The organism is Paenisporosarcina sp. HGH0030, from assembly GCF_000411295.1.
Classification (GTDB): Bacteria; Bacillota; Bacilli; order Bacillales_A; family Planococcaceae; genus Paenisporosarcina.
Window position 1 is genome coordinate 2,183,231 of record NZ_KE150421.1, and the last position, 22,788, is coordinate 2,206,018.

Annotated in this window: 13 protein-coding genes and 1 pseudogene; 5 read left to right on the forward strand and 9 right to left on the reverse strand. The window is 37.4% G+C overall.

Translation table 11 applies throughout. From position 1 onward, the window contains the following. The 4 genes from HMPREF1210_RS10455 to HMPREF1210_RS10470 form a co-directional block, all read right to left on the reverse strand. Positions 1 to 1,287 (reverse strand): helix-turn-helix domain-containing protein, encoded by a 1,287-nt coding sequence (locus tag HMPREF1210_RS10455; RefSeq protein WP_016428649.1) that lies wholly within the window; start codon positions 1,285 to 1,287, stop codon positions 1 to 3. 401 nt (positions 1,288 to 1,688) lie between these two features. Next, entirely contained in the window at positions 1,689 to 3,170 is a 1,482-nt protein-coding gene (locus HMPREF1210_RS10460) for a polysaccharide deacetylase family protein (RefSeq protein WP_016428650.1), read from the reverse strand. Between the two features lie 239 nt (positions 3,171 to 3,409). After that, entirely contained in the window at positions 3,410 to 4,282 is an 873-nt protein-coding gene (locus HMPREF1210_RS10465) for a DUF3298 and DUF4163 domain-containing protein (protein ID WP_016428651.1), read from the reverse strand. Between the two features lie 25 nt (positions 4,283 to 4,307). After that, the gene (locus HMPREF1210_RS10470) at positions 4,308 to 4,793 is read right to left on the reverse strand and encodes an RNA polymerase sigma factor (protein ID WP_016428652.1); all 486 of its coding nucleotides are present in this window, start codon (positions 4,791 to 4,793) and stop codon (positions 4,308 to 4,310) included. Between the two features lie 449 nt (positions 4,794 to 5,242). On the opposite strand from HMPREF1210_RS10470, the gene HMPREF1210_RS10475 reads away from it, so the two are divergent. Beyond that, entirely contained in the window at positions 5,243 to 5,659 is a 417-nt protein-coding gene (locus HMPREF1210_RS10475; protein ID WP_016428653.1) for a hypothetical protein, read from the forward strand. A 334-nt stretch (positions 5,660 to 5,993) separates the two neighbouring features. Here HMPREF1210_RS10475 and HMPREF1210_RS18060 read toward each other — a convergent pair whose 3' ends face one another. Continuing rightward, positions 5,994 to 6,131: a hypothetical protein gene (locus HMPREF1210_RS18060; RefSeq protein ID WP_016428654.1), complete on the reverse strand. Its 138-nt coding sequence runs from the start codon at positions 6,129 to 6,131 to the stop codon at positions 5,994 to 5,996. A gap of 847 nt (positions 6,132 to 6,978) precedes the next feature. Here HMPREF1210_RS18060 and HMPREF1210_RS18665 point away from each other — a divergent pair. Then, on the forward strand, positions 6,979 to 7,113 hold the full coding sequence (locus HMPREF1210_RS18665; RefSeq protein ID WP_146173650.1) for an LIM domain-containing protein: 135 nt from the start codon (positions 6,979 to 6,981) through the stop codon (positions 7,111 to 7,113). Positions 7,114 to 7,172: 59 nt separating this feature from the next. On the opposite strand, the gene HMPREF1210_RS10485 is transcribed toward HMPREF1210_RS18665, so the two are convergent. Next, positions 7,173 to 11,312, reverse strand: a complete 4,140-nt coding sequence (locus tag HMPREF1210_RS10485) for a S8 family serine peptidase (protein WP_016428655.1) — start codon at positions 11,310 to 11,312, stop codon at positions 7,173 to 7,175. Between the two features lie 688 nt (positions 11,313 to 12,000). Here HMPREF1210_RS10485 and HMPREF1210_RS18070 point away from each other — a divergent pair. Then, positions 12,001 to 12,069: pseudogene (locus tag HMPREF1210_RS18070) on the forward strand (VOC family protein); the annotation flags it as partial. A 322-nt stretch (positions 12,070 to 12,391) separates the two neighbouring features. On the opposite strand, the gene HMPREF1210_RS10495 reads toward HMPREF1210_RS18070, so the two are convergent. Next, the gene (locus HMPREF1210_RS10495) at positions 12,392 to 13,387 is read right to left on the reverse strand and encodes a DMT family transporter (protein ID WP_016428657.1); all 996 of its coding nucleotides are present in this window, start codon (positions 13,385 to 13,387) and stop codon (positions 12,392 to 12,394) included. A gap of 177 nt (positions 13,388 to 13,564) precedes the next feature. On the opposite strand from HMPREF1210_RS10495, the gene HMPREF1210_RS10500 reads away from it, so the two are divergent. Next, positions 13,565 to 14,608 (forward strand): helix-turn-helix transcriptional regulator, encoded by a 1,044-nt coding sequence (locus HMPREF1210_RS10500; RefSeq protein ID WP_016428658.1) that lies wholly within the window; start codon positions 13,565 to 13,567, stop codon positions 14,606 to 14,608. After that, positions 14,605 to 15,822 carry an MFS transporter gene (locus tag HMPREF1210_RS10505; protein ID WP_016428659.1) on the forward strand — a complete coding sequence of 406 codons (1,218 nt, stop codon included), beginning with the start codon at positions 14,605 to 14,607 and terminating at the stop codon, positions 15,820 to 15,822. The genes HMPREF1210_RS10500 and HMPREF1210_RS10505 overlap by 4 nt, the downstream gene beginning before the upstream one ends. Positions 15,823 to 15,922: 100 nt before the next feature. Here the strand turns inward: HMPREF1210_RS10505 and HMPREF1210_RS10510 are convergent, their stop codons facing one another. Next, positions 15,923 to 16,897 (reverse strand): multidrug resistance efflux transporter family protein, encoded by a 975-nt coding sequence (locus HMPREF1210_RS10510; protein ID WP_016428660.1) that lies wholly within the window; start codon positions 16,895 to 16,897, stop codon positions 15,923 to 15,925. Positions 16,898 to 17,888: 991 nt separating this feature from the next. Beyond that, positions 17,889 to 21,971 (reverse strand): S8 family peptidase, encoded by a 4,083-nt coding sequence (locus tag HMPREF1210_RS10520; protein ID WP_016428662.1) that lies wholly within the window; start codon positions 21,969 to 21,971, stop codon positions 17,889 to 17,891. Positions 21,972 to 22,788 lie beyond the last annotated feature (817 nt).

Sequence of the window (22,788 nt, forward strand, 5' to 3'; positions counted from 1 at the left end):
TCACAAATCCTCCCAATTTAATAATTTATTTTTTAATAGTAATGCCTCATTTGCAAGTTGATAATATATTCCTGAATTCTTCAATTTTTTATTCAAATAATAATATTTTGCAAGTAGAACTGCATATTTATAAACATGACGATAGTCTTTTTTCAATTCAAAGTATTTTATAGCTTTAATTAATATATTTGTAAATTCAGCACCACCAACCTGCTCTGCTTCAAAGATCTTGAAATGATAATAATAAGAAAGATTCTTTTCCTTTGCTTTAGAATACATTTCAAGTCCTTTTTCACACCACATCAAAATGTTTTCAGGACTTTTTAGTTTTGAATATTCTTGAATAATGGATAAAATCGTTACGTAATAACCTTCAGTAGTCTTCTTGCAATCCATACTAGACAAAAAGTATTCGATGGCTTTATTTGAGTCACCTTTTATTGCTGATAATGTCCCTAAATTTTGTGTAATAATTCCCTCAAAATCAAATAGTCCACGATCTTTTAGTAATCTATAAGCTGCTTGAAAGCTTTCTTCGGACTCTTTGTATTTATAATTTCTTTTATAACTAATTCCAATGGAAATATAACAATCAATGGCCCTGTTAAATAATAAAAGGTCACGGTATATATTTAGCGCCTTTCGAGCAAACTCGATTGTACTATAATTATAATTATTTACTAGGTAACAAATTGCCATGACATTGTACAGATCCGCTAATTCCCAATTTTCTAATACTATTGTATTTTGATCTTCTAACGCCTGCTCAATGTATTCTACTGATTGAAGATATTCATCCGTGTAGAATGATTTTAGTGCTTTATTGATATTGAAAACGCACTTTTGATAGTTTGTTAAATTCTCTTCATGAAGTTCTATAAACTCAATCAAAGATTCTACACGAGACATTTCTTTACCACTTATTAAATACAATCTAGACAAAAAGAGTAAGGAATTGATAGAGTACACCTGGTTTTTAAAAATAGTTCTCTTCTCTTCAATTTTGACGATTTCATTTGAAATAGACTTATGATCTCTATAGATTATTGCAGTTTTATAGAGCTCTTTAATTGAATTTAAAGTTAAAATTTCTTCTTCATCACTAACTTCAGTGATAGTTATAGAAAGTCTATTTAATAAGTTAACTAGGATTTCATCGCTTGGGACAAGTTGATTATTTTCAACTTTACTTAAATAAGATATCGAACATATGCCTTTTGCTAAATTCAATTGCTTAATCCCTTGATCAACTCTTGCTTGTTTAATAATCAATCCTATATTCTTCATCTATGCTCCTTTGCGAAATTGTAAGTTAAATACACGAAAATTGAGAACTATTAAACAATTATAATTATACCAATAAATAGAACTTTGGTAAATGTTTGTATTAATTTAAGTGAATTTTTACTATAAAAGGGATTAAAGTATATAAATTTACAATAAAAAAACGAACCATCCGCAGAATGGTTTGTTTTTTTTTTGATATATTAAATCCAATAAAAATAAGGTCAACCAGTAAAAACTGGTTAACCTTATAATACGAAGCATTCGTTGATTGAAGTTATAACATCATTCTTTTTCTTAGATACGATTTAAATGGTTTCTTAATTTTTCCCCATAACTATTTTCTACAATTACTTATGTCAGATTGACCCAAAAGCAAGCTCTTGGGTCAATCTTTCAACTTATCATTCTAGTTCTGAAACGGTTACAAACTCATATCCTTCACTTGTTAAATAAGCAAGCACACTGTCTAATCCTTGAGCAGTCGATAAATGAATATCGTGCATTAATACGGTACTGCCGTCATGGACGCTACTTTTTACAGACGTTAAAAGTTGAGCAGCATCACGGTGTTTCCAATCGAGTGTATCTACATCCCACAAAACAACGGGTAATTGCATCACGTTTAACATGTCATCCTTGAAAGCACCGTAAGGAGGACGAAAAACAGTTGGTGCTTGTCCAGTGGCTTGTTCGATGATGTTATTTGTCCTTGAAACTTCTTTTGTAATCGAATCCGTCGCCATTTTAGTTAAGTTTGCATGGGTCCAAGTGTGGTTGCCGAGCTCATGGCCAGCAGTCAACACATCTTTCGCGATTTCCGGGTAAGATTCTACTCGACTGCCTAGCATAAAGAATGTTGCTTTTGCATCATACTTCGCTAGAGTGGCAAGGATTTGCGGCGTTACTTTTGGATCTGGACCATCATCAAACGTTAGGGCGACTTGCTTCGTATCCGTTTCTACAGGTTGAACATCATCACTGTCATCCGGTTCTTCTGCAGGTTCTTCTGTAGGTTCTTCAATCGGTTCTTCTTCTGCTTCATCTGAAACTTCTTCAACAGGAGGTTTTGGTAATACTTCTACATCCGGTTTATAAGGCGCTACTAATTGTTCAGTTAGCGCAGCAAGTGGCACGGCAATAACCGGTGCACCTGCGGCATCACTAGCGATTTCGTACTCATCGAAATATATGACGAGCGAATCGTCTATGAGGGCAAAGTTCTCGAAGTTGCTCCACTTCGGTTCGGTAGCCAACATCATGTCTTCTTCTAGGACTCTATTTGTTAAGCTTGGATCTTTCTGAATGCCATCTCGTACAAGTGATGAGAGTTTTACAAGCTTAGATTCGTCATGTCCAAATAAATCAGCAATCTCAATAATTTCACCTGACTCCGGGTCAAAATGAATGGTGTTAAAATTGGTAAAACCATTTGCACCGCCTAAATATGTTCCGGAAATCATAACAAATGAATACGATCCGGATGCATGTGGAAATGTTTCGAAAGCAATGTTCAACTCTCCAGGAGTCTTACTACCGATTCGCTTATTTTCTTCCATTGCAATTAAATAAGTATCCCGTTGTTCATCTATGTATTTTTTGACACGATCATTAAATGAGACTACTTTACTTTGTGGATACTGAATGGCATAAGGAGAATAGTCATCTTTTTTAACTTCAGTTGTAATAAGTATTCCAGGAAAAGCTGATTCTATCGTTGACACATCTTTTTTTACTTCTGGGGCGTGTCCGTTGTTTGTATTTTGTTTTGCATCGCTCTCTGTTGAGTATCCGAGAAAAATGAGGGTCATACTCAGAAATACAATCATACTGATACAGGCAACATCAATCCAGGGTCCGCGTTTCTTACTTTTGGATCTGGTCATTATCTCTAATTCTCCTTTTGTTAGTTATACGGCTTGAACGTAATGGTACAGACGTGAGTTCATAAATAGGGGAAAGACCTGTGCAACTCGAAATCCTAGCCGTCTGAGGTTTTTGTAAACACCTCAACGGCAGTTCGATTGCAGGTTGGAGCAGGACTTGCCAGCTATTTAGCAACACGAAATCCGCAACACATTTAGGAAATCTGATTGCGATTTGAAAAATGATGACTTTTAGGTGACTATTTAATGTAGTGGTTGCTGACTAAGGCATCCGAAAGAATATCAGATGGAATAATAAATTCAATAATGCCCATAGCCCCAGGAGCAACTTCATATTTATCAAATGAAATGACTAATTGATTGTCTTTATTAATATAAAAGTTTTGTTTGCTACTAATCTTATCAAACAATCCAATCGTCGTTTCATCCCCTTCATCTCGAAACCAATATAACTTGTTTTCGTCATGTTTCATTTGTTCTTTCATTTGCTCTTTTATGTTCTCACTAATCAAATTAATATATGTTTCATCTTTAAACAGTAATGGAAGGGTTAATAAGATTTCATTTTTCTTATCAATGGTGTCATATGTCATGGTTGTAGATGAAGATCCAACGGTATTCACTACGTACCTCCCAATCGATAAAATATTATCCGTGTCTGTCTTTACTTCATAGCCACTATCTATGCCTAAGTGACCTCCATTTTCTTTTTTCATCTCGTCCATTTCTTTCGTAAACGTATCATAGAGTTGTTTGTTTTCGTTCAAATATTTTTGATTTAAACTATTTTCAAGATCCTTGTTTTTTAAGTTAGAAACAGCAGGAACCTTTAAATGTGCCTGATAAGTTTTTTCATCTACAGTGTATTCAGTAAATGTCAGGACATCTACTAAATTCCCAACAATCGGAACATCAGACAATGTTTTCGCAAATGTTGGGCTACTATTTATGGAGAGAATAAAAATAGCAGATGCAGCTAAACCAATTACTGATTTAAATGGAAATTTTCTTACGCTAGAACGACTAATGGCGTTCGCTACGATGAAATCCAAATTATCTGGAATCGGGATGTTCTGGTAATCAGATTTTAATTCTTCTAATTTTTTATCCAATATCATTTTCCTCCTAAAAATAAGATCATGCCATTTGAATTCGGAGTAATTTTAGAGCTTTGGTTAATCGTGTTTTAATGGTATTTGGGTTTTCGTTTAATATTTCTGCGACTTCTTCTATTTTTAAATCTTCAAAATAGCGAAGAACAATCACACTTCGGTATTTTAGAGAAAGAGATTCTAAAGCTCTTTCTAGATCAATATTTGAATACTGATTTTCTACTCCATCAGCGTATGACTCAAGTGCTTCTTCATCAACAAACATTAACTTTTTCTGTTTTTTTAAAAAATCTAGTGATGTATTCACTACTATTCGATAAAACCAACTTTTTATATATTGTTCATTCTTTATGTGTCGTTTTGATGAAATGGCTTTTTGTATAGAATCTTGTAGTATATCTACTGCATCATTTTCATTTTTCACATAACTATACGCTAATCTATAAAAAGCTTCTTTGTTATCGGTTATACATTCTACAAGTTTCTTTTCAATGTGCAAATTCCCCTTCATCTAAAAAGCTCCTTTCTTAGAAGGTGTTCTATAAATAAGTCGTATTAGTTTAAAATAGTTTTAATTATATAAAATAGACTTCAACAAAACAGTTCTACTTATGTATTCTTGCTAAGAAGGTTAGCAAGGGTGTTATTAATCAAAGGACTTCCTTAAAAAGGAAAAATCCATTGAACAGTTAATTGGGCAGATTATTGAGTATTTACAATGTAATACCCAATAATGCACTCATTAAAATTGTAGCTGATGCGATTGTTCCGATTATTATTTCTTGTGTTTTATAAAATCTCCTTTGTGTTGTTCAATTTAAAACCTTTACATATATTAGACGAACGAAGTATGTAAATAGTTTTGATTATTTTTTATTTATATTTTTCCAATTCCCTATTATCTTCTGAAGTTCATACAAAATAAAATTCGTAATGTCACTGCGGATCATTATAATAAATATGAATAATTTAGTGGAAATGTGGGAGTTTCAGTTAGATGAAATTGAACATGGGCGGGCCGATGCTAAGACCTTTATGAGAAAAGTGGAACAGTATGCAACCGGTATTGTAGAGGAGGCCAAAACCTTAAAGGTGGGGGCAATAGATTTTGAGGAATCGTTAGGAAACTGTCCAGGTTGTGGAGAGCCAATACGACAGTCTGAAAAACGGTATTTCTGTTCTTCTGCAAGCGGCTGCACCTTTTATATTTGGAAAACTCAATACTTCAAAAATGTGACACCTAAAATGTTAGCGATGCTATTGACCAAAAAGAAAACAAATACGCTTTCCTTTAAATCTAAGACTGGTACTTACAAAGCCGTTTTGACACTTGAAATGCCTGTAACCGAAGGGCAACTTGTTCGAGTGTTCAAATAAGATGGTTTTTTGCACCTCTTCATATCCCATTATAGTATTAAATCAAAGTTCACTAAGTATTTAACCACATTGTTGACAACAAAAAACGAAATATAGGAGTGCGAATATGTTCAGTAACATATAGTACGAAATCAGCTTTCTATCTATGAGATTCAAGGCTTGGAAAGAACGAAATTCAGTAGGAATACAAAGAAAAGGCTATGTGAAAATTTACGATTATACTAAACGCAAATGAACAGTACGAGTTCAACGATACGCACACCAAGATACGAATATTCTTTGTCTTAAAGAATGGGTACTTCAAGACAAAGAATAATGTTCTTAGGATAAATTATTAAATATCGGGACACGCTTTAAAACCACATCTTGGCGGAAACTTATCGCTTGTATCAAAAGGTGTTGCACCTAGTGCTGAAGTTGATCCCATAAGAATAACAGACAGCAAGAAAGCAGATAGAATTTTCTTTTTCATATTAACTCCTCCTTTCTGAATATTTAATCTATTATAACATTACAAAAATGGGAATAGTAGGGAATAAAGAATGAAAATAACTTCTAAATTCGACATAGTATGTCAATTGTAATGTCGAAGGAGAAAAATGAACTATCACGTTTTCGAACATGACGGATTCAAACTGAACCTTTATGTTTTCGGCACAAGATTTAACAGATTTTGTGGACCTTTGGAATTCCGGCATTAGTGCTGAACGATACGCATCATTGACAGAATACGGTGTACCATACGACAATTTGGCGTCTAGTCATTCAAATTATAACGATGAACCGAACACGGAAGGATTAGCATACATCAATAATTCCGAGGGTCATATAGAGAGCAATATAGCCGAGATAGAAGAAGTGTTTCTTCATTTTGTTAACAAATAATAGTTCGCAGGATAACTGAAAAAAGTTTGATTAAAATTTAGCGGGCATCCTCAATTTCTAGGTAAAAAATAAACCGCGTATTTTGAACAAAGTTTGATCAAAATACGCGGTTTCACCTGTTTATTGCTATTCATTTTTATAAAAAAGATTGATTATTTCAGAAATCGAATCTTCAACTAAAGCCCCCGTTAGTTTAATAAGAAATCTCTTTCTACTTTTGCAAAATCAGTCCATAATTCATTTTCATTTACCTTGTTTTTTTCTTTTTTTATTTTTTTTACCATTAACTCTAATGCTTCTTTTAGGTTATCAATAAGATAAATTCTAATATCTTTTGCATTAATACCTTCCCATCTTGACCGTGGCATCCCAACATGAAATGAAACGGAGTCGTGAAGAACAACCAAAGGCTGTTACTTCAAAGTATAAAAATAATGGTTAGTGCTTACTTGAAAAACCCAAATGTGTATAGGGAGAGTTGTTCAGATTGCGGTCAACGTTTAGAGTCTAATGAAACGTTTGAAGCCTATGGCAGAATTTATTGTGGACCATGCTATCAGTCCAAATAAGAGCTAAAATGATAAAAAAAAGAGTCCTGAACTGATCAGGACTCCCAAAGCAAATTGAATTAAGGTGTAACTCCAAGTTCTCTTAAAATATCATCTAATCTTTTACTCTTCACATGATCTGCAGGTTTTGGCGTGTTTTCTACATCTGGATTTACTTTTAAGTAGTTGATTTTGACAAATCCGATGTCTGTTGCATTAACAATACCATCAAAGTTAATATCTGCTTCGCGTTTATTTGTGCCCCAAGCTTCTTGAATCGCCAGTGCATCGTAAATGTCGATTACTTGGTCTTGGTTTACATCACCTGCTACTGCTTCTTTGTTGTCAATGTACATATATTGCCCATACCACACACCGTTGCGTAAGAAGCCAACTTTTTGATTTTTTTGTATCGTAATAAAGTGCCCGGGTAGGTGTACTTCTTTGGTAAATAGTTGATCGGTTAACGGAAGCTTAGTCACAAGGAACTCTGGTTGGATTCTGCTATTTATAGTTGCATCGTAGACTTTACCCATAGCATCGGAAAAGATTACTTTAGCCCCAGCTTGAACCCAATCTTTTTTATCCCAGATGATAACTTGACCAGATGCATACTTTCTAAAACCTTCTGCTGTAAGGTAGCCAAATGCTTCAGAGAACGTAGGGGTGACGTTCCAAGAAAATGGTGCAAAGAAGGGATTGGTTGATGTGCCCGCTTCATTCACATAAGAAACCTTTGCATTAAATCCTGCTCTTGTAGAGTAAGCAGTATCTTTCACCTTAATAGTTACGTCTACAGCAGGGACTTTGCCAGAAACTTCTTTCGTAGACGCTACATCTAGTTTGATCGATGGTTTTCCATTCGTATAGGTAACGGTTACTGTTCCTTCACCAAACTCACTTAATGCTGCATTGGGTTTTGCCTCAACCACTTCTAGTTGAGTGCCAAATTTAGGACCATAAAAGTCAGAGTCTAACAAATTCCAAGTGGCTGACTTTAATTTTTGTACATTGTCCAGTGTGAGGGTAGTGGTAATCGTTTCCCCTAATGCGATCGATTTTTGTTTACTGGTTCCATAAGCAAATGGAGTACCTTCTTTAACAAAGTAGTAGGCTTTCCTTCCACCTATGTTCCCACCTCCATCAAATCCATCCATCTTAAAGCTTAGGACCGGAGTTTTTTCATCCATCGGTATTTCTTCTTTCCATTTTCCCGCTGTGTCCATACGGACAGAGCTAGGTACTGGACTGTTGAAGTACGACAAGAGCCGGTTTTTGGATTGGTCGACTGCCATCCCTGCTTGTTTTGCCGCTTCAATTTCTTTGTCATAGATTTGCACTTCAAATGGATAAGTAGTTTGACCTGGTTTGTACTCAAGGATCGGAGACTCTTGATCCAATGAGCTTGTAAAAGTAGGTAGATCAATATCTACTAATAGATCGAAGGATTTGGTAAGAACTTTGTCAGCCTCAGTAGTCGTAATCGTTTTCAGTTGGTATTGCCCCGGTTTTGCTTGTGCTTTTTCTGTAGAGATTCCATCGGCTGTAAACGGATAGTAGTTTCCATTAAACATAACTAGGAAATAGCTTGTATCGACGTTTTTTCCAACCAGATTGTGTCGTCCAACGAAACCAAGCTCTTGCCCAGATTTCCGGTCTACTAAGATCATGTCCATGGTTTTCATTGGTGATTTCAAGTTCATTTGCGCAGATACCAAAGATTGTCTATTAAATTCGCCATAGTGATCATAGCGATAGTAGGCTGGGGAAAATATATTACTACCATCGATATCCAGTGTTTTGAAGTTGTCTTCCGCTGTACGAACACTAAATGGAATCCGATATTGCTCGGTTTGATCCTCTTGGTTGGTCACTAAGAGGTAACCTTCGTAAATTCCTTCAGCAGCTGCTTTAGGCACTTCGATGGTAACATGTAGACTTTCGGTAGAAGCTGGATCCACTGTTAAGGTTGGGTGGAATTTCACTTGTACCTGGTTGGCTACGGCATCTAGGCTACCTTTCACCGCTTGGAACTGAACGTTCAAATTGAAATTCTTTACTTTATCAGTTAGGTTTTGAAATTTCAACTTTTTGGTAACGCTAAGATCTTCACCTGCATAATGAGTGCCAAACGCAATGCCACCTGTTTTTTCTTTGATAGTAGTGATTCCATCAGCGTTAGGAACTAGGGTCGTATCCTGTACTTGAATCTTCATCCCCGTATGGACGGCTTGATAAGGATCCACGCGTCCTGCTCCCACTTCAAATACACTGTAGGAACCATTCAGTGGATCAGCGGTGTTCATCATGATTGTTTTTACATCTTCAGGCTGTAACGTTGGATTGACTTGTAATAAGAGTGCTGCTACACCAGCCGCATTTGGCGTTGCCATGGAAGTACCTGAGAGACGAGCATACGCATATTTGTAATCGGTTGGTGCGTCATGGTTCCCGATGTAAGCGGGTACAGAAGACAACACACTGACTCCAGGAGCGGTGACTTCTGGCTTGATGTCATAGGTTCTTTTGGCTGGTCCACGAGAACTGAAGTCAGCTAGGGTGTCCCCTTGTGTTTTGGTTACAGTTAAATTACTAAATGTGAAGGATATATTTCCTGCAGTTAGTTGCTCCTTCACCTTGATTCCATCCTCTTGAGTAAGAGAGAAAGTAGGAATAAAGTTTTGATTTTCTCCCAAGTAAGCAGGAATATGGCCAGGTTCGTTGTTATACATTAAGACAGCCACCGCGCCATGTTGTTTCGCAAACTTCACTTTATCTGCAAATGCATATGTTCCCCGAGCAACGAAAGCGATTTTGCCATTCACATCTTTGCCCGTGTAATTCGCGTTACCACCAAGACCTACGTTTACTAGTTCTAAACTTTTCCCTTCTAGAGTAGATAGGTTATCAGTGAAGGATTTTGCCATGTTAAGCAGTTCCAGCCCACTGAGTGTTCCGATCGCCCCTTTCATGGACGAATGAGAAATGGATACATCACTGGCTCCAACGGTGAGAGCGAGTGCAGCAGTTCCAGGAGAGCCGAGAGTGTAAGAGTTAAGTCCTGAGTTACCCGCAGCCACCACGGCAGTGACATCACTTAATACCGCATAGTTCACGGCTGTACTCGTTGGAAAGTATGGATCGTTAATTCCTGCTCCCAAGGAAATGTTAATGACATCCATGCCATCGGCAACGGCTCGGTCGATCCCCGCCATTACGGCTTCCGAAGTACCGCTACCATATGGTCCAAGGACACGGTACACATAGAGGTCAGCATCTGGAGCGACTCCTTTGACAGAGACTTCACTATCATTTTTAGCTTGACCGACGATGATTCCAGATACGTGAGTCCCATGCTCCGTGTAGTAGGAGATTCCGCTATTGAATTCCGGGTTACCTGACTTTTTCCAATCTGCGTAGGTGGTTTCCATCGGATCGTTGTCATTATCGACAAAGTCATAGCCACCTTTGAAGGCATCTGTTAGATCAGGATGATTGTAGTCGACCCCTGTATCGATGACCCCTACTTTTACGCCTTTCCCTGTGATTCCTTCCGCATGAAGCTTGTCTACTCCTACAAGGGGAACATTAGCCGCTTGCGTCGAAGCGTTATTAGATTCTTCCTGTGCGATGGAAGGGGGCTCTACCGTAAAGGTGATATTTTTGTGTACGGATTGGACCACTTCCGATTTCATCAACGTCTCTACTTGGTTCGCAGCAAGGGTAAGAGCCACCCCGTTATAAGAAGTTTTGTAGGAACTGGTGATTTTATAAGAAGGTTCTGCACTTTTGACTTCTGAAGAAGAAGTGGCAGCAGGTAAGATTTTTTCCAGTTCACTTTGGAATGTGGAATGTTCTTGTTCTACCTGTTCGTTGGCTTCTTGTTTGGTTACTTTTTTGCCTTTCAGAGCGGCCTCTAATACAGCTACTTTTCCTGGCTTGGACTTAAATTGTACGATAACAGAAATGTCTTTGTCTGATTTCAGTTCTTCATCTGAAAATCCCTGCAAGCCATAGTTTTCTGTCATCTCGAGTTGGTTTAATGCCGCTTGTTGTTCTGGGGTGAGCGATGCTAAGATTTGTTCTGCTGATTTACCAGTTGCACCCGAAACAGGTCCGATCCCAAACTGGACGGAGGATAAAAGTAAACCCAATGATAAAGCAATGGCAGTTGAAGTTTTCGATGTTTTGCTATACCAACGATATTTTCTCTCTTTCATAGGCTCCCTCTTTCTTGCTAAGAATTTGTAAAGATCGTAACGCGATAGAACTGAGAAAGTGCGCTTTAACAATTTTGATTTCAACAAAATTCCTCTTACATTTTTCAATTTGGCATTAGAGCCATCTTGCCCGAGAATATTATTTCTTCTAAATCACATCCCCTTCCCTTTTATCTGAAAATTATTGTAATTTGTATTATACCTACTCCTTAGAACAGTTTAAATTGGGGGAATTCCATGCGATTCCATTGACCCATTCAACTAAAAAATATTTTAAGTACGTGTCAATAAAGCACGAAAACCTGTGGAAAATAGCATATTTTCAAAGGTGGATGGGTGAAATTTTGTAATAAATTATCAAGTTATGAATGCAATACATTTTAACTTTGGGGGAAAAGACTGAAAATCAAAACCATTCTATCAATTATTACGATTTTAATAGAATCAAATCGATAGATAGTACTAGGGACTCGTATCGAGGAATAGAAGTTTAACTAGGATATTTGTACCAAAAACACCATTAGTGATTAATAGAACTAACTGTCTATGAATGCTACTTTACTCTGAATGTAGATTACAATTAAGGGAAATTCTAAAAATCAATTAGTGTTAGGAGGATTTAGGGTGAAGTACTTTATGTATCAATACTTTAATCATTGCATGTGTCAAACAAAATTTCAGTAAGTGATGGGTAGTCGTTGCACCACCTGGTTCAACTGGCACTTCGATCTTATTAGCAATGGCCTCAAAACCAGAGTCCTAATGGAGACTGCTGAGTTTAAAAAAATTGTAGATGAAATAGTTATTTCTAACGGAATGCAAAAAAGAGGTAGCTATTATTATTTAGAAAGTAAAGAAATAATGGTTATACTTGTTAAACTTATAATAAAGCAATTGTTAATTAAAATAGCAAAAGGCATGACGAGTGAAATCTCGGCACACCTTTTTAAAAAGCTCAACTTATATGAAAGATTTCAAAATTCCCAAAGAAACTTTATGATACATTTAAATATACATATAAATGATTTTCTCTATTATGAGTAGATTTAATTCTACTATTGCGAGAAGTGCTATGGAATTCAAGTAACTGTCCGTTTGAGAATATGCTTATCTTTCAACAAATTGGTTCCAATAACTCCAATAATTATAAGAGCTGAGCCCACTATATGAAATAGATATATTTTTTCATTTAATATTACTCCTCCAGCAATAATAGAGACTACAGTAGACATATTGGAGAAGACACTCATTTGGGACGCTGATATTTTTGAGAGAATAAAATTAGATAATAACGACGTTACGAAAGATGCAAGAATCCCAAGAAATAAAATAGAAACAACGAAGTTTAAGTTAGTCAAAGGGATAAACATAGATTGTAAGCTCTTATTTAATATATGTTGATAAATTGCAATAGTGTTAAAAAAGAAGAAACCTATCCCTAACATAAAAAATGTTATATCTAACGGTTTAAAAGTTTTCAATAAAGAACGAGCCATTACTGTATAACCTGATAGCGATATACATGAAATCAACAGCAATGAAATACCTACCCAATTTGAGATGGAAACAGTGCCGCCTTTCATCGAAAAGATATAAAAAACACCAAAGACCGAGGTTAAAATAGAAAGCTTTTGATAAGCTGATGTTTGTTCTTTTAGAAAAAATGAAGCCAAAATTGTTGTTAAAATTGGTATGGTTGCAAAAAGTATCCCGGCTTCTGACGAAGGTACTGATTCAAGACCAAACGCTTGAAAAGTAAAGAAAAAAGTCGGATAAAACAGGGTTAATGGTATTAATTTATAATATGACTTTAACCTTAAATCTACCTTTACAATTTTAAACATTACTAATAACAATACCGTTATGAAAGCAAAAGTAAAACGGAAGGCTAAGGTATCTATTGGGTTAGAAATATTAATAGCCGTTTTTGTGAATAAGAAAGATAAACCCACTATTACTGCATTTATACCCGCACATACGTAAGCCAAATAAAGTCCTCTATTCATATAACCACGTTCTTTCTTCATTAGTCTTAAATAAATTGTACCATTCCAAATATTGTCTGCACCCTCCATTAGTTTGAATATCATCTACGACTTTTGAATGGAAATCTACCCCTTTGACTGAATATCAACTAATAAGTAAGAGTTTTAAGAAAGTTAGTTGTAATATCTTTATTAAATAATTCGGAAATTATTGAATTTATAATTCCATTATTATAGAATACATTCATAGATGAAGGAGGCACTCGGATGAATCTTCATTATTCCTCGCAACCAATAGAAACTATCTCGATAGAAGTAGAATCTTCACAAGTATGGGAGGTGATTCTTGGAATTACTGGTTTTACCCACACGCAACTAAGACATACTTTTGAGTTCGACGAAATGTGGGAGTCCAATCTGGATTCCATGTCTGAAATTCTCCTCAAGTATTTAGATGAAATAGAAAGAACTAATTTATGGTATGGATTAATCTTGCTTCAAGAAAGGTTTTCTGCAAAATCTATAACCGATTTTTCTCTCCAGCTTTCAGAAATGAATCCAAATGAATTTTATGAAACGGTTTTGCCTTATAAGGATCGAGAGATGGAACCAATGCGTAGAGAGATTTCTGCACAATACAAACAAGGCGATTCATTTGAGTCTTATGCGTCCTATTTTAATGACCATGCCTATCTCGGTGAATACATCCGTCATCTTGGTTCTTATTCATATCAAGAAATTTGCACTTTATTCATCAACCTTATGACTGATTGGTACACCTGGATACGCCAGAATGAAAAATGGGAAAAGTGGATTCGAACCTTAGATTTTGAGGAGAAGCAATATAATTCACTGGATAAGAACAACCCTATCGAAACAATCGAATTAATTACGGGTGGAGTAAGGTATTTTCCGGAACCTTCTGTTTGGACAGTTAAATTGATTCCGCAGGTAATTTATCGCCCATGGACCCTAGAAGTCCGTACGCCTGACACAAAATTATATTTCTATCCTTTAAAAGAAGAGTATTTGACGGAGCCCGGAGTTCCTTCGGCAGAACTCATTCGGGGACACAAAGCATTAGGAGATGAAGTTCGGTTGAAAATTCTTTATCAGTTGGTTAAAGAATCTTCATCACTACAAGATTTAAGTTTACAGTTCAGCATCTCAAAAACCACTCTCCACCATCAGCTCTCATTATTAAAAGCAGCAAAATTTATTCAGGTTGATAAAGGAATCTATAAGGCAAATATGACTCGAATTAACGCTTTTTCTGAACGTCTAACTCAATACCTTGGGGACACGATATGAAAAAGCACTCTAAATCATTTAAATCACTTTGGTTAGGTGAAGTCGTATCAGAATTTGGAGGAGCAGCTGGGGGGATAATTAATGGGTTGCTGCTTTATGAATTAACTGGTTCAAAGGAATGGATGGCGGCAATTTGGCTAGTCTACTTTATACCTTCATTAATACTTCAAGGACTTAGTGCTCCATTTCTGAACCACGTTGTGAAAGAGAAAATGCTTCGAAACATCCAGTTGATTCGTGCCAGTGCTTACTTTTTACCACTAGCTGGTTACTTAATGGACTCTGAATTTGGAATTATGTTTGGATTAGTTTTACTACAGTGCATTTTGGGATTGATGCAACCCATTTACGCCAGTCTTTCATTTGCTCTCATACCTGATATTTGCAAAGATGACGAGCTTGTTGATGCAAATGGATTATTGGACACCACACTGCGACTCATGATTATTATTGCTCCAGGTGTTACTTCATTATTATTGTTGGTCATTCCTATGGAATACATCTATGGAATCTCTTCGATACTGTTTTTGGCCAGTTTCTTGGCGCTTTCGCAAATACCACAGTCAAGCCAGAAAACGGTCGCCACGTGGACAAAAAAGTTTTGGTGGACTGAACTGAAAGAAGGTTATCGAACTTTTTTTAAATACCCAAATCTTTTACGACTAACGCTTCTTTCTTCGACAGTCCAATTTGCTGTAGGGGCAACAATGGTTTTAAGTGTTCCTTTTATACAAGGTGAACTTGAAGGACAGGATTGGGAATATGCTATTTTCAAAGGAGCTTTTCCTATTGGTTATGTTATTGGGATGTTAATTCTTACTAAAATACCGAAAACGGTTTTTACGATGTACCTTGGTTTGTTTGGAGGAGGTCTATCATTTATTCTCTTGTTTTTTGTCCATTCAGTACCCCTTGCATGGATATGTGAACTAATCGGTGGAATGTTATTCCCTCTTTTTAATGCTCAAAGTGCCGCTATTTTTCAGCGAGAGGCTCCTCGAGAACGCTTAACGCAACTTAGTGCAGTTCGCCTGTTTTTATTTAGGATAACAATGCCTCTAGGAATCGTGTTTGCCTCATCTGCATTATGGGATATCAGCACCCGTCTAACATACCTGATCATTGGAATGGTGATTGTTCTCCCTGCTTTGTTTTATCTTTTTATATCTCTAATAAAACAACATCATTTTCCAGAGCGAAGATTGGAATCATAACCAAGTAGCATATGACTAGCGATAACCGCGATCATACTCGTCACGGATCTACGCCCTTTAGTAAAAAAGCAATGCCTACTTTCAACACCGCAACTATTATTTAATTTTCGTTCAATGAATGATTAAGATTATTTTCTACTCTTTTATTTGAAACATAACTATGCAATATCATTCCAATGATGACGATAAAAATACCGACCCAGGAAATTGGAGAAGGAAGTGGTATAGATAGAAATATTAGTTCACCAGCTAATGCAAATATCACTTCCATTGATTGTGTTGCTTCAACTGCAGCTAACTTTTGCATATTTCCTCTTACCAAATCAGTAGCCATAAAAAATAAGACAGTGGCAATGACGCCTGAAAAAAGAGCTACCAATAACGATTGAAAGCTTTGTCCTCCACTTGGTAATCCTTCCGTAAAAAAGCCATACAAAGAAAGCAAAAGCCAAAATGGTAGACTTGCTAACGTCATTCCTAATACTCGTTGATATGCATCTAATCGCCCTTCACATACATCCATCATTTTGCGATTCCCTAAAGGATAGGCAAATGATGCGATTAGAATGGGGACAACTCCCAATAAGAGGTTTTCTAATGAAAGTTGCTTGGCATGTTCCATTTGCATTAGAACAATACCTAACAGAATAATCATTGACATGAAAAGACCCCTAAAGGCAACTTTCCTTCTAATCTGTAAAGGTCCATTCTTGGTTTGTATTGTTTCAAAAAATAACGGTGCAAGTAATGCACCTGAAATGATCGTAATTTGCCATGTACCAGCAATCAGCCAACCAGGTGAATACGCAGCCGCATAACATAAAGGTGCGTAAAATAAAACAAAGCCAACGAAGCTCCATAATATCCATTTTCCTGGTTGTTTTTGCATTTCTTTTATTAGTGCTAATAGATTTTTTCTCATTAGTACAATAGACAAAAGAAATGGAATCATAAAAATGTACCGAAGTGAGGCACTCCATATCCAACTCCCGCCAGACAACTCCATGGATGCATTAAAAATAAATGTAAATGCAAAAAAGAAGGCAGCACAAATACCAATAAAAATGGACTTCAATGGAACTCACCTCGTCTCTCTATCATGTTTGGTTAGTAGTTCTTCAAGCATCAGATCTGTTGGTCTCCACAACCCACTAACTAAAAGTAGTTGCAGATTTCGAATTATGATTATCTTGATATTTTTCTACCACTTTACTAAACAGAAAACCTAATATTTGTTGGAAAAGCATACAAAACACAACAGGCATGACAACTGTTGCAGGGAAATAAGTGGTTGCAATAATAATACCAATCGGAAGATTATAAAAACAAGAGTCAGTACAATACGAGTATCCATAATAAGTGATCCAAAGCTAAAGCGATTGCAAATCCGGAACCAGCTCATAGGAAAACAACAAGAATAACAAGAAATAATTCCCCTGTGATTTCTTATAGTATGGTGCGACTGCACTGTTGTTTATCATTACAACAAAAAACAAACTGAGTTTAGAAATTGGGACTTTGATAAAAGAGTGCTACAAACATTGATTTTATAATAGAGGATTTTGTGAGAAGGCCAGAACAAAAGGGAATAATTAAACTGGAGAAAAAAACGCAATTTATGTTCCCAATAGTAGAATAAAATAAGTAATTCCGTAAAAAGGAATTGCAATTGAAGTAATTATATACATTGTCATTTCGCCTTTAGAAAGTTTTCTTTTCCACTTAGTTAGCTTAAGTTGCCTACGATAAATAATGCTGGAAATGAATATTAATATAGAAGTTAATTCCTTTATGTTTTCTAAAATGGTGATCAAATAATCAGCTCCTTTAGGGTTTTGCAATAAATTGTCCTATTATATTAAATGATGAAATAACATAAAAAAGAATCTCATATTTAAAAAGCAAAATATGAGATTCCTTGACCAAAAAAGCTATTTTGAATGATATTGGATTTAATTGCTATTTGATAACCTACTAAAAGGTAAAGCTTGACCTATGCCCTGGCTCACTATCAAACTCATTTTTCACAATCTTACCAGTAATTAAATGAAGATCTTTGTTCGGTGTTAAGGTTTCGATAGTTTATGCTTGAATTTTGCTGTTACTGTTACTGTCTTTGAAACTTGATTGTTCGCAATATCGGTTGCGACAACTGTAATTTCGTTCACACCATTATCAAGCAAAATCCGCTTAGAATACTTGCCGTCAACAATTGCTGCCTCGAAACCATTCACTTGGACTGATTTGAGGTTGACATCTGAAACCGTCCCTTCGACTGTCACCGTTTCACGATTCGTCTTATCTCCGTTTTTCGGATTGTCGAGTGTCAGTTTAGGATTGATCGTGTCAAGCGTGATTGTAACTGGCGCAGATTTACCTGTTACTTTACCACCCATCTTCGACACAGCGATCATCTCATTTGCACCTTCAACAAATTCCATAGGGATAGCGAATTTTCCATCATCACCAACTAAAGTAGAACCTGCCTCTTTTCCGTTATTCATCAATTGGATTGTCGTCGATGTGGACGCTACTCCTTCGATTACCCCGTTTTTCTCATTAGTACTAAAGCCTTGTACTGGAGATGTAATAACCGGTTCAATCACTTCATAGATGACACGTGCACGGATCATGAAGTTTCCTTCGCTTGTAAGTGAAGGTGTCCATGAACCTGCATCAAATTGATAGTTTCGGTTAGAGTTCCGGGTATTTGTATCTGACGCAAGTCCAGGTGCATTCGTTCTACCCTGCGTCTGAACATAGACCATGTAGAAATCGCTATCAACTTCAATATTGTATTCTGTCAAATCAACGACTGTCCATGTACCGTCACGTTTTGCTTGCGCGCTAAATGGACCAGCCAGTTTCTTACCGGGTGCACCATCTGCACCTGTTGCATCCCACACCTCTACTGCAAAAGCAGTTCCACCAGGTCTTGGCCAACTCTCATCCGAGAAGCGGAAGATGCCATCGGATACGATTGCAGATTCTTTTCCAGCAGGAAGAGTCATTTTCACTCCCCAAGCATTTCCAGCTGCAAAAAACGCATATGCATTTTCTTCTGTTCCATCATCATAGCCAATTTCCCCACCTGGGTACGTATAATACGGCTCAAGCTCAAGATCCAGTGCCGTATCGTTGCCGATTGAAATGGTAGTTCTCTGACCACCGTAACTTCGTGCAAACACTACAAGCGTATAATCCCCTTCATAAGCAGTGATGGAATAGTTACCATTTACATCTGTCACTACAGGTGTGATATTTGCATCTTCAAGGAGAAGTAATTTCGCTCCTTCGATTCCTTCACCTGTTGATTTGTCTGTAATTGTACCGCTAACCGTTGCTTTTGGCAGTTCTTCTAATATGAAATTCGCTTGTGTCGATTTATCCGCCTCGATTTGAACGGTTTGTTCTTTAGATTGGAATCCGTAAGCTTCTGCTTTCGTAGTAAATGTACCTATGCCATGAATTAACGAATACTTCCCGTCAGCAAGGTTTGAATAGACTGAACGTCCTGTTTCAAGTACACTCACTTGTGCTCCAATTGGTAAGACCATCGGGTTGAAATTCCCTTCGCCTGGTGTTGTTTCTTTTTCAGGCAATGCGGGTTTTATTTTTGTTGGGTCAATCGCTTCTTCGAATAAATCTTTCCCTTTCTCTATAATCACGTCGGGATTTTTATTGTTTGGTTTTTTGACACTATCAAGACCACTTTTTTCGGTATTCACCGTATTTCCTTTGTCACCTTGTTTAACCCCTTTTGAAACCTTTCCAATTTGCGATGTATCAACTAGAGTGACATCATCGATATACCAGCCATCCTCTTCAACATTTCCATCTGAAAATCCATTGAACCCGATATAGACGCGCTGACCGCTATACGCTGACAAATCGACTTCCGTCTCAAACCAAGCACTTGATCGACCTTGAATCTTGAGTAGTTGTGTCCATTCCTTCATATCAGTGGATATGAAAACATGTCCGTAATCATAAGCTGCCCCTGCTGCTGATTGCTCGAATTCATACCATTGTTTGAATTGCAAGTAGGAATTTCCTTCTGGCAAATCCATTGGAGGCATAAGGAGTGTTGCGTTCATATTACTCCCATACGGACCTTCAAGATTTGTGGCGTACACTTTTTCACCAGATGCAGCTTTACCAGGGCCGGATGTCGGTACACCCCACTCCCAAGTATCCATTAACCCAAATGAAGTCCAACCGATTGGTGTCTTCTCAAAATTTTCGAAATAGCCAACTGTAATAGCTGGTTTCACTTCGATAGTGTGATTTTCACTTACTACTTCGTTATTCCCAAAGTCATTGATTGTCCATTTGTAAGCGATCGAATCACCAGCGATTTCCTCACTTGGAATCGTTGCTACATATTCTCCGGACTTATAATCTCCAGACTTCTGAGAGGCATTCACTGCTTTCCATTCTCCGGTTGCACCTTGGTAGTTCAGTACGACGGATGCTAAGCTAATGTTGTCACTCACTTTGATTTTCAAATCGAGATCCATTCCTTCATATGTTGCTACGGGCGCAGTATGAGTGAATGTTGGGGCTTCATTATCCTCCCCTTTTTTCGCCACTTGGCCTTCAAGCTTTCCAAGACCATTAATGATTGCAGAAACAGACATATAAGCGTCGACAAGTCCATATCCATACCCATTGTTCGGAGTCTGTGGATATTCAATATCCGTCAACGGGACTGCCGTATCTAAAAGAATCTGTTCCATTTCATCGACTGTTACGTTCGCGTTCACTTGGCGGAGCATTGCCGCTATCGCCGAAACTGCCGGACTAGCCATCGATGTTCCATTCCAACCGCCTTCATAACCACTCCCCGGGACTGCTGAACGGATGTTCGCTCCAGGTGCAGAGACGTCTGGTTTAATTTCCGAATACGGTGATGGACCACGTAAGGAAAAACCTCCCACTTTATTGTCAATGTCGGTTGCACCAGTTGCAAATGATTCCGGATAGTTACCCGGAGATGCTACTGATCCTGGTCCCCCTGGGTTATATATCGTTGTATTTCCAGCTGCGAATCCAGGAAATATTTGTGCAGCGCGCCAGTTTTTAACGACGTCGCGATACCACTCATCAAGACCAGCACCCCCACCCCATGAGTTATTCACAACATCTGGTGCCAGGTCGACACGTGTATTACCATTTGAATCTGTCGGGGCCAAAATCCATTGCGCTGCTGCCAATAGATCACTATCTGATCCCCCATCCGCTGAAAATGCTTTGACAGCAATCCATTTCGCACCCGGTGCTACACCAATTTGGTTAGAACCATTTGGCTCACCACCTACCATCGTACCGGTAACATGTGTACCATGCCCCTGGTCATCATAAGGTGCTGATTGTCCTGCAGTCGCATCAAACCAGTTGAAATCATGATTCACTTCACCTGTCGCTGCATTGTAGCCGCGGTATTTCTCTTTCAATGCAGGGTGATCCCATTGGACACCTGTGTCGATGCTCGCGACGACTGTTCCCGAACCGTCAATACCCATGTCCCAAACTTTAGGGGCATTGACCCTGTTAACATTCCATTCTACATTGGCAATTCCAGACTCTGGTGTTACTGCATTTTTGGTTTTCGTTGTATAAAGTTCCCGTGTTTCATTCGGTAGAATTTTTTCAACTTCAGCGAATGTCGCTACTTTTTCCGCCACTTCTTTTGTAGCTGTAACAGCCATTCCGTTGACAATGTAATACGACGTAATATCTTTAGCGTTCCCTGCCTTAACTTGCATGTCCAAATACTGTTTTACATTTTGTTGCGATTCAAGAGATGTCATTTTCAATTCAGATACAACAGCGGAACGTTGCATGAGCTGTGATTTTTTTGCCGAAAGATTTGCATTACCAGCATCTTGTTTTGCTTGCTCTGCTACTTTTTCCGTGTCTGCACTCTCTTTAAATTTTATGAGAAAAGTAACTCTGTCCTCTTTTTCGAATGTTTCTAGTAAACTACTGCTCAATTTGTTTCCCGAAAGTACGTTAGAGTCATTTAATGATTTGTGCAGTTTTTTATTTGGTTCCGCAGTTGCTATTCCCGGTACAATTAAGGAAAGTACCATGAGTAATGTTGCAACAATGCTGAACATTTTTTTTAGATTACCCTTCTTTTTCATCTTCAACTTCATCCCCCTCCAATTTTTATAGCGACAGCGTCCTACTTCTTCAAGAAGTACATAAAAAAGCCCCCCTTGCCCCCTTTCTACAAATTAATATAGGTAATCAATGGTGTCTGTTGCGAAATTCTTGTTGTTATTATTTAACATAACATACATAATAGTGTTCTTTGTCGAAATAAGACTGAAAATTCCAAATCGATAGTTTATGTCTAGTAAACTCTTTACGTAATATGACCAAGCTACTATTGAGTTTGCACAATACTTTAAGGAATATCGACATGATATTACAAAAGATGGTTATCCTACACAACAAGATCGTTATATCGGGATATCTCAGGACGAAATAGACCAGGCAATTGATGAATTTAGTTTGTAAAAGGGATTGCCACAACGTGAGACCTACAAGTGAGGTTATCATTCTTCTAAGTAACGATGTGGATGGTTATTGCTACTTAGAGTGCGAAGTCTAAAGGGAGATTTTTTATTATCCAGCTTACGCTGCATAAAGAATTGGTAAGCCAGTTTTCTAAGCCCCATTACTTTGTTTACTTCTACTCCATACATCTTAATCACTCATACATAAATGAACACAAAAAAACCGATACCTCGGAAGGTATCGGTTTTTTATTTTGCCTAGCGACGTCCTACTCTCACAGGGGGAGCCCCCAACTACCATCGGCGCTAGGCTGCGAAAGACGATGAACGGCAAATTTCTTCGTCAACCGCAGGTCTTCGAGTCTCGCGTATATTATACGCTCCGAGTCTCTTCCCTTTGTTTCCTCGAACTCTTTGTTCCTCCTCTTTCTCGCACACC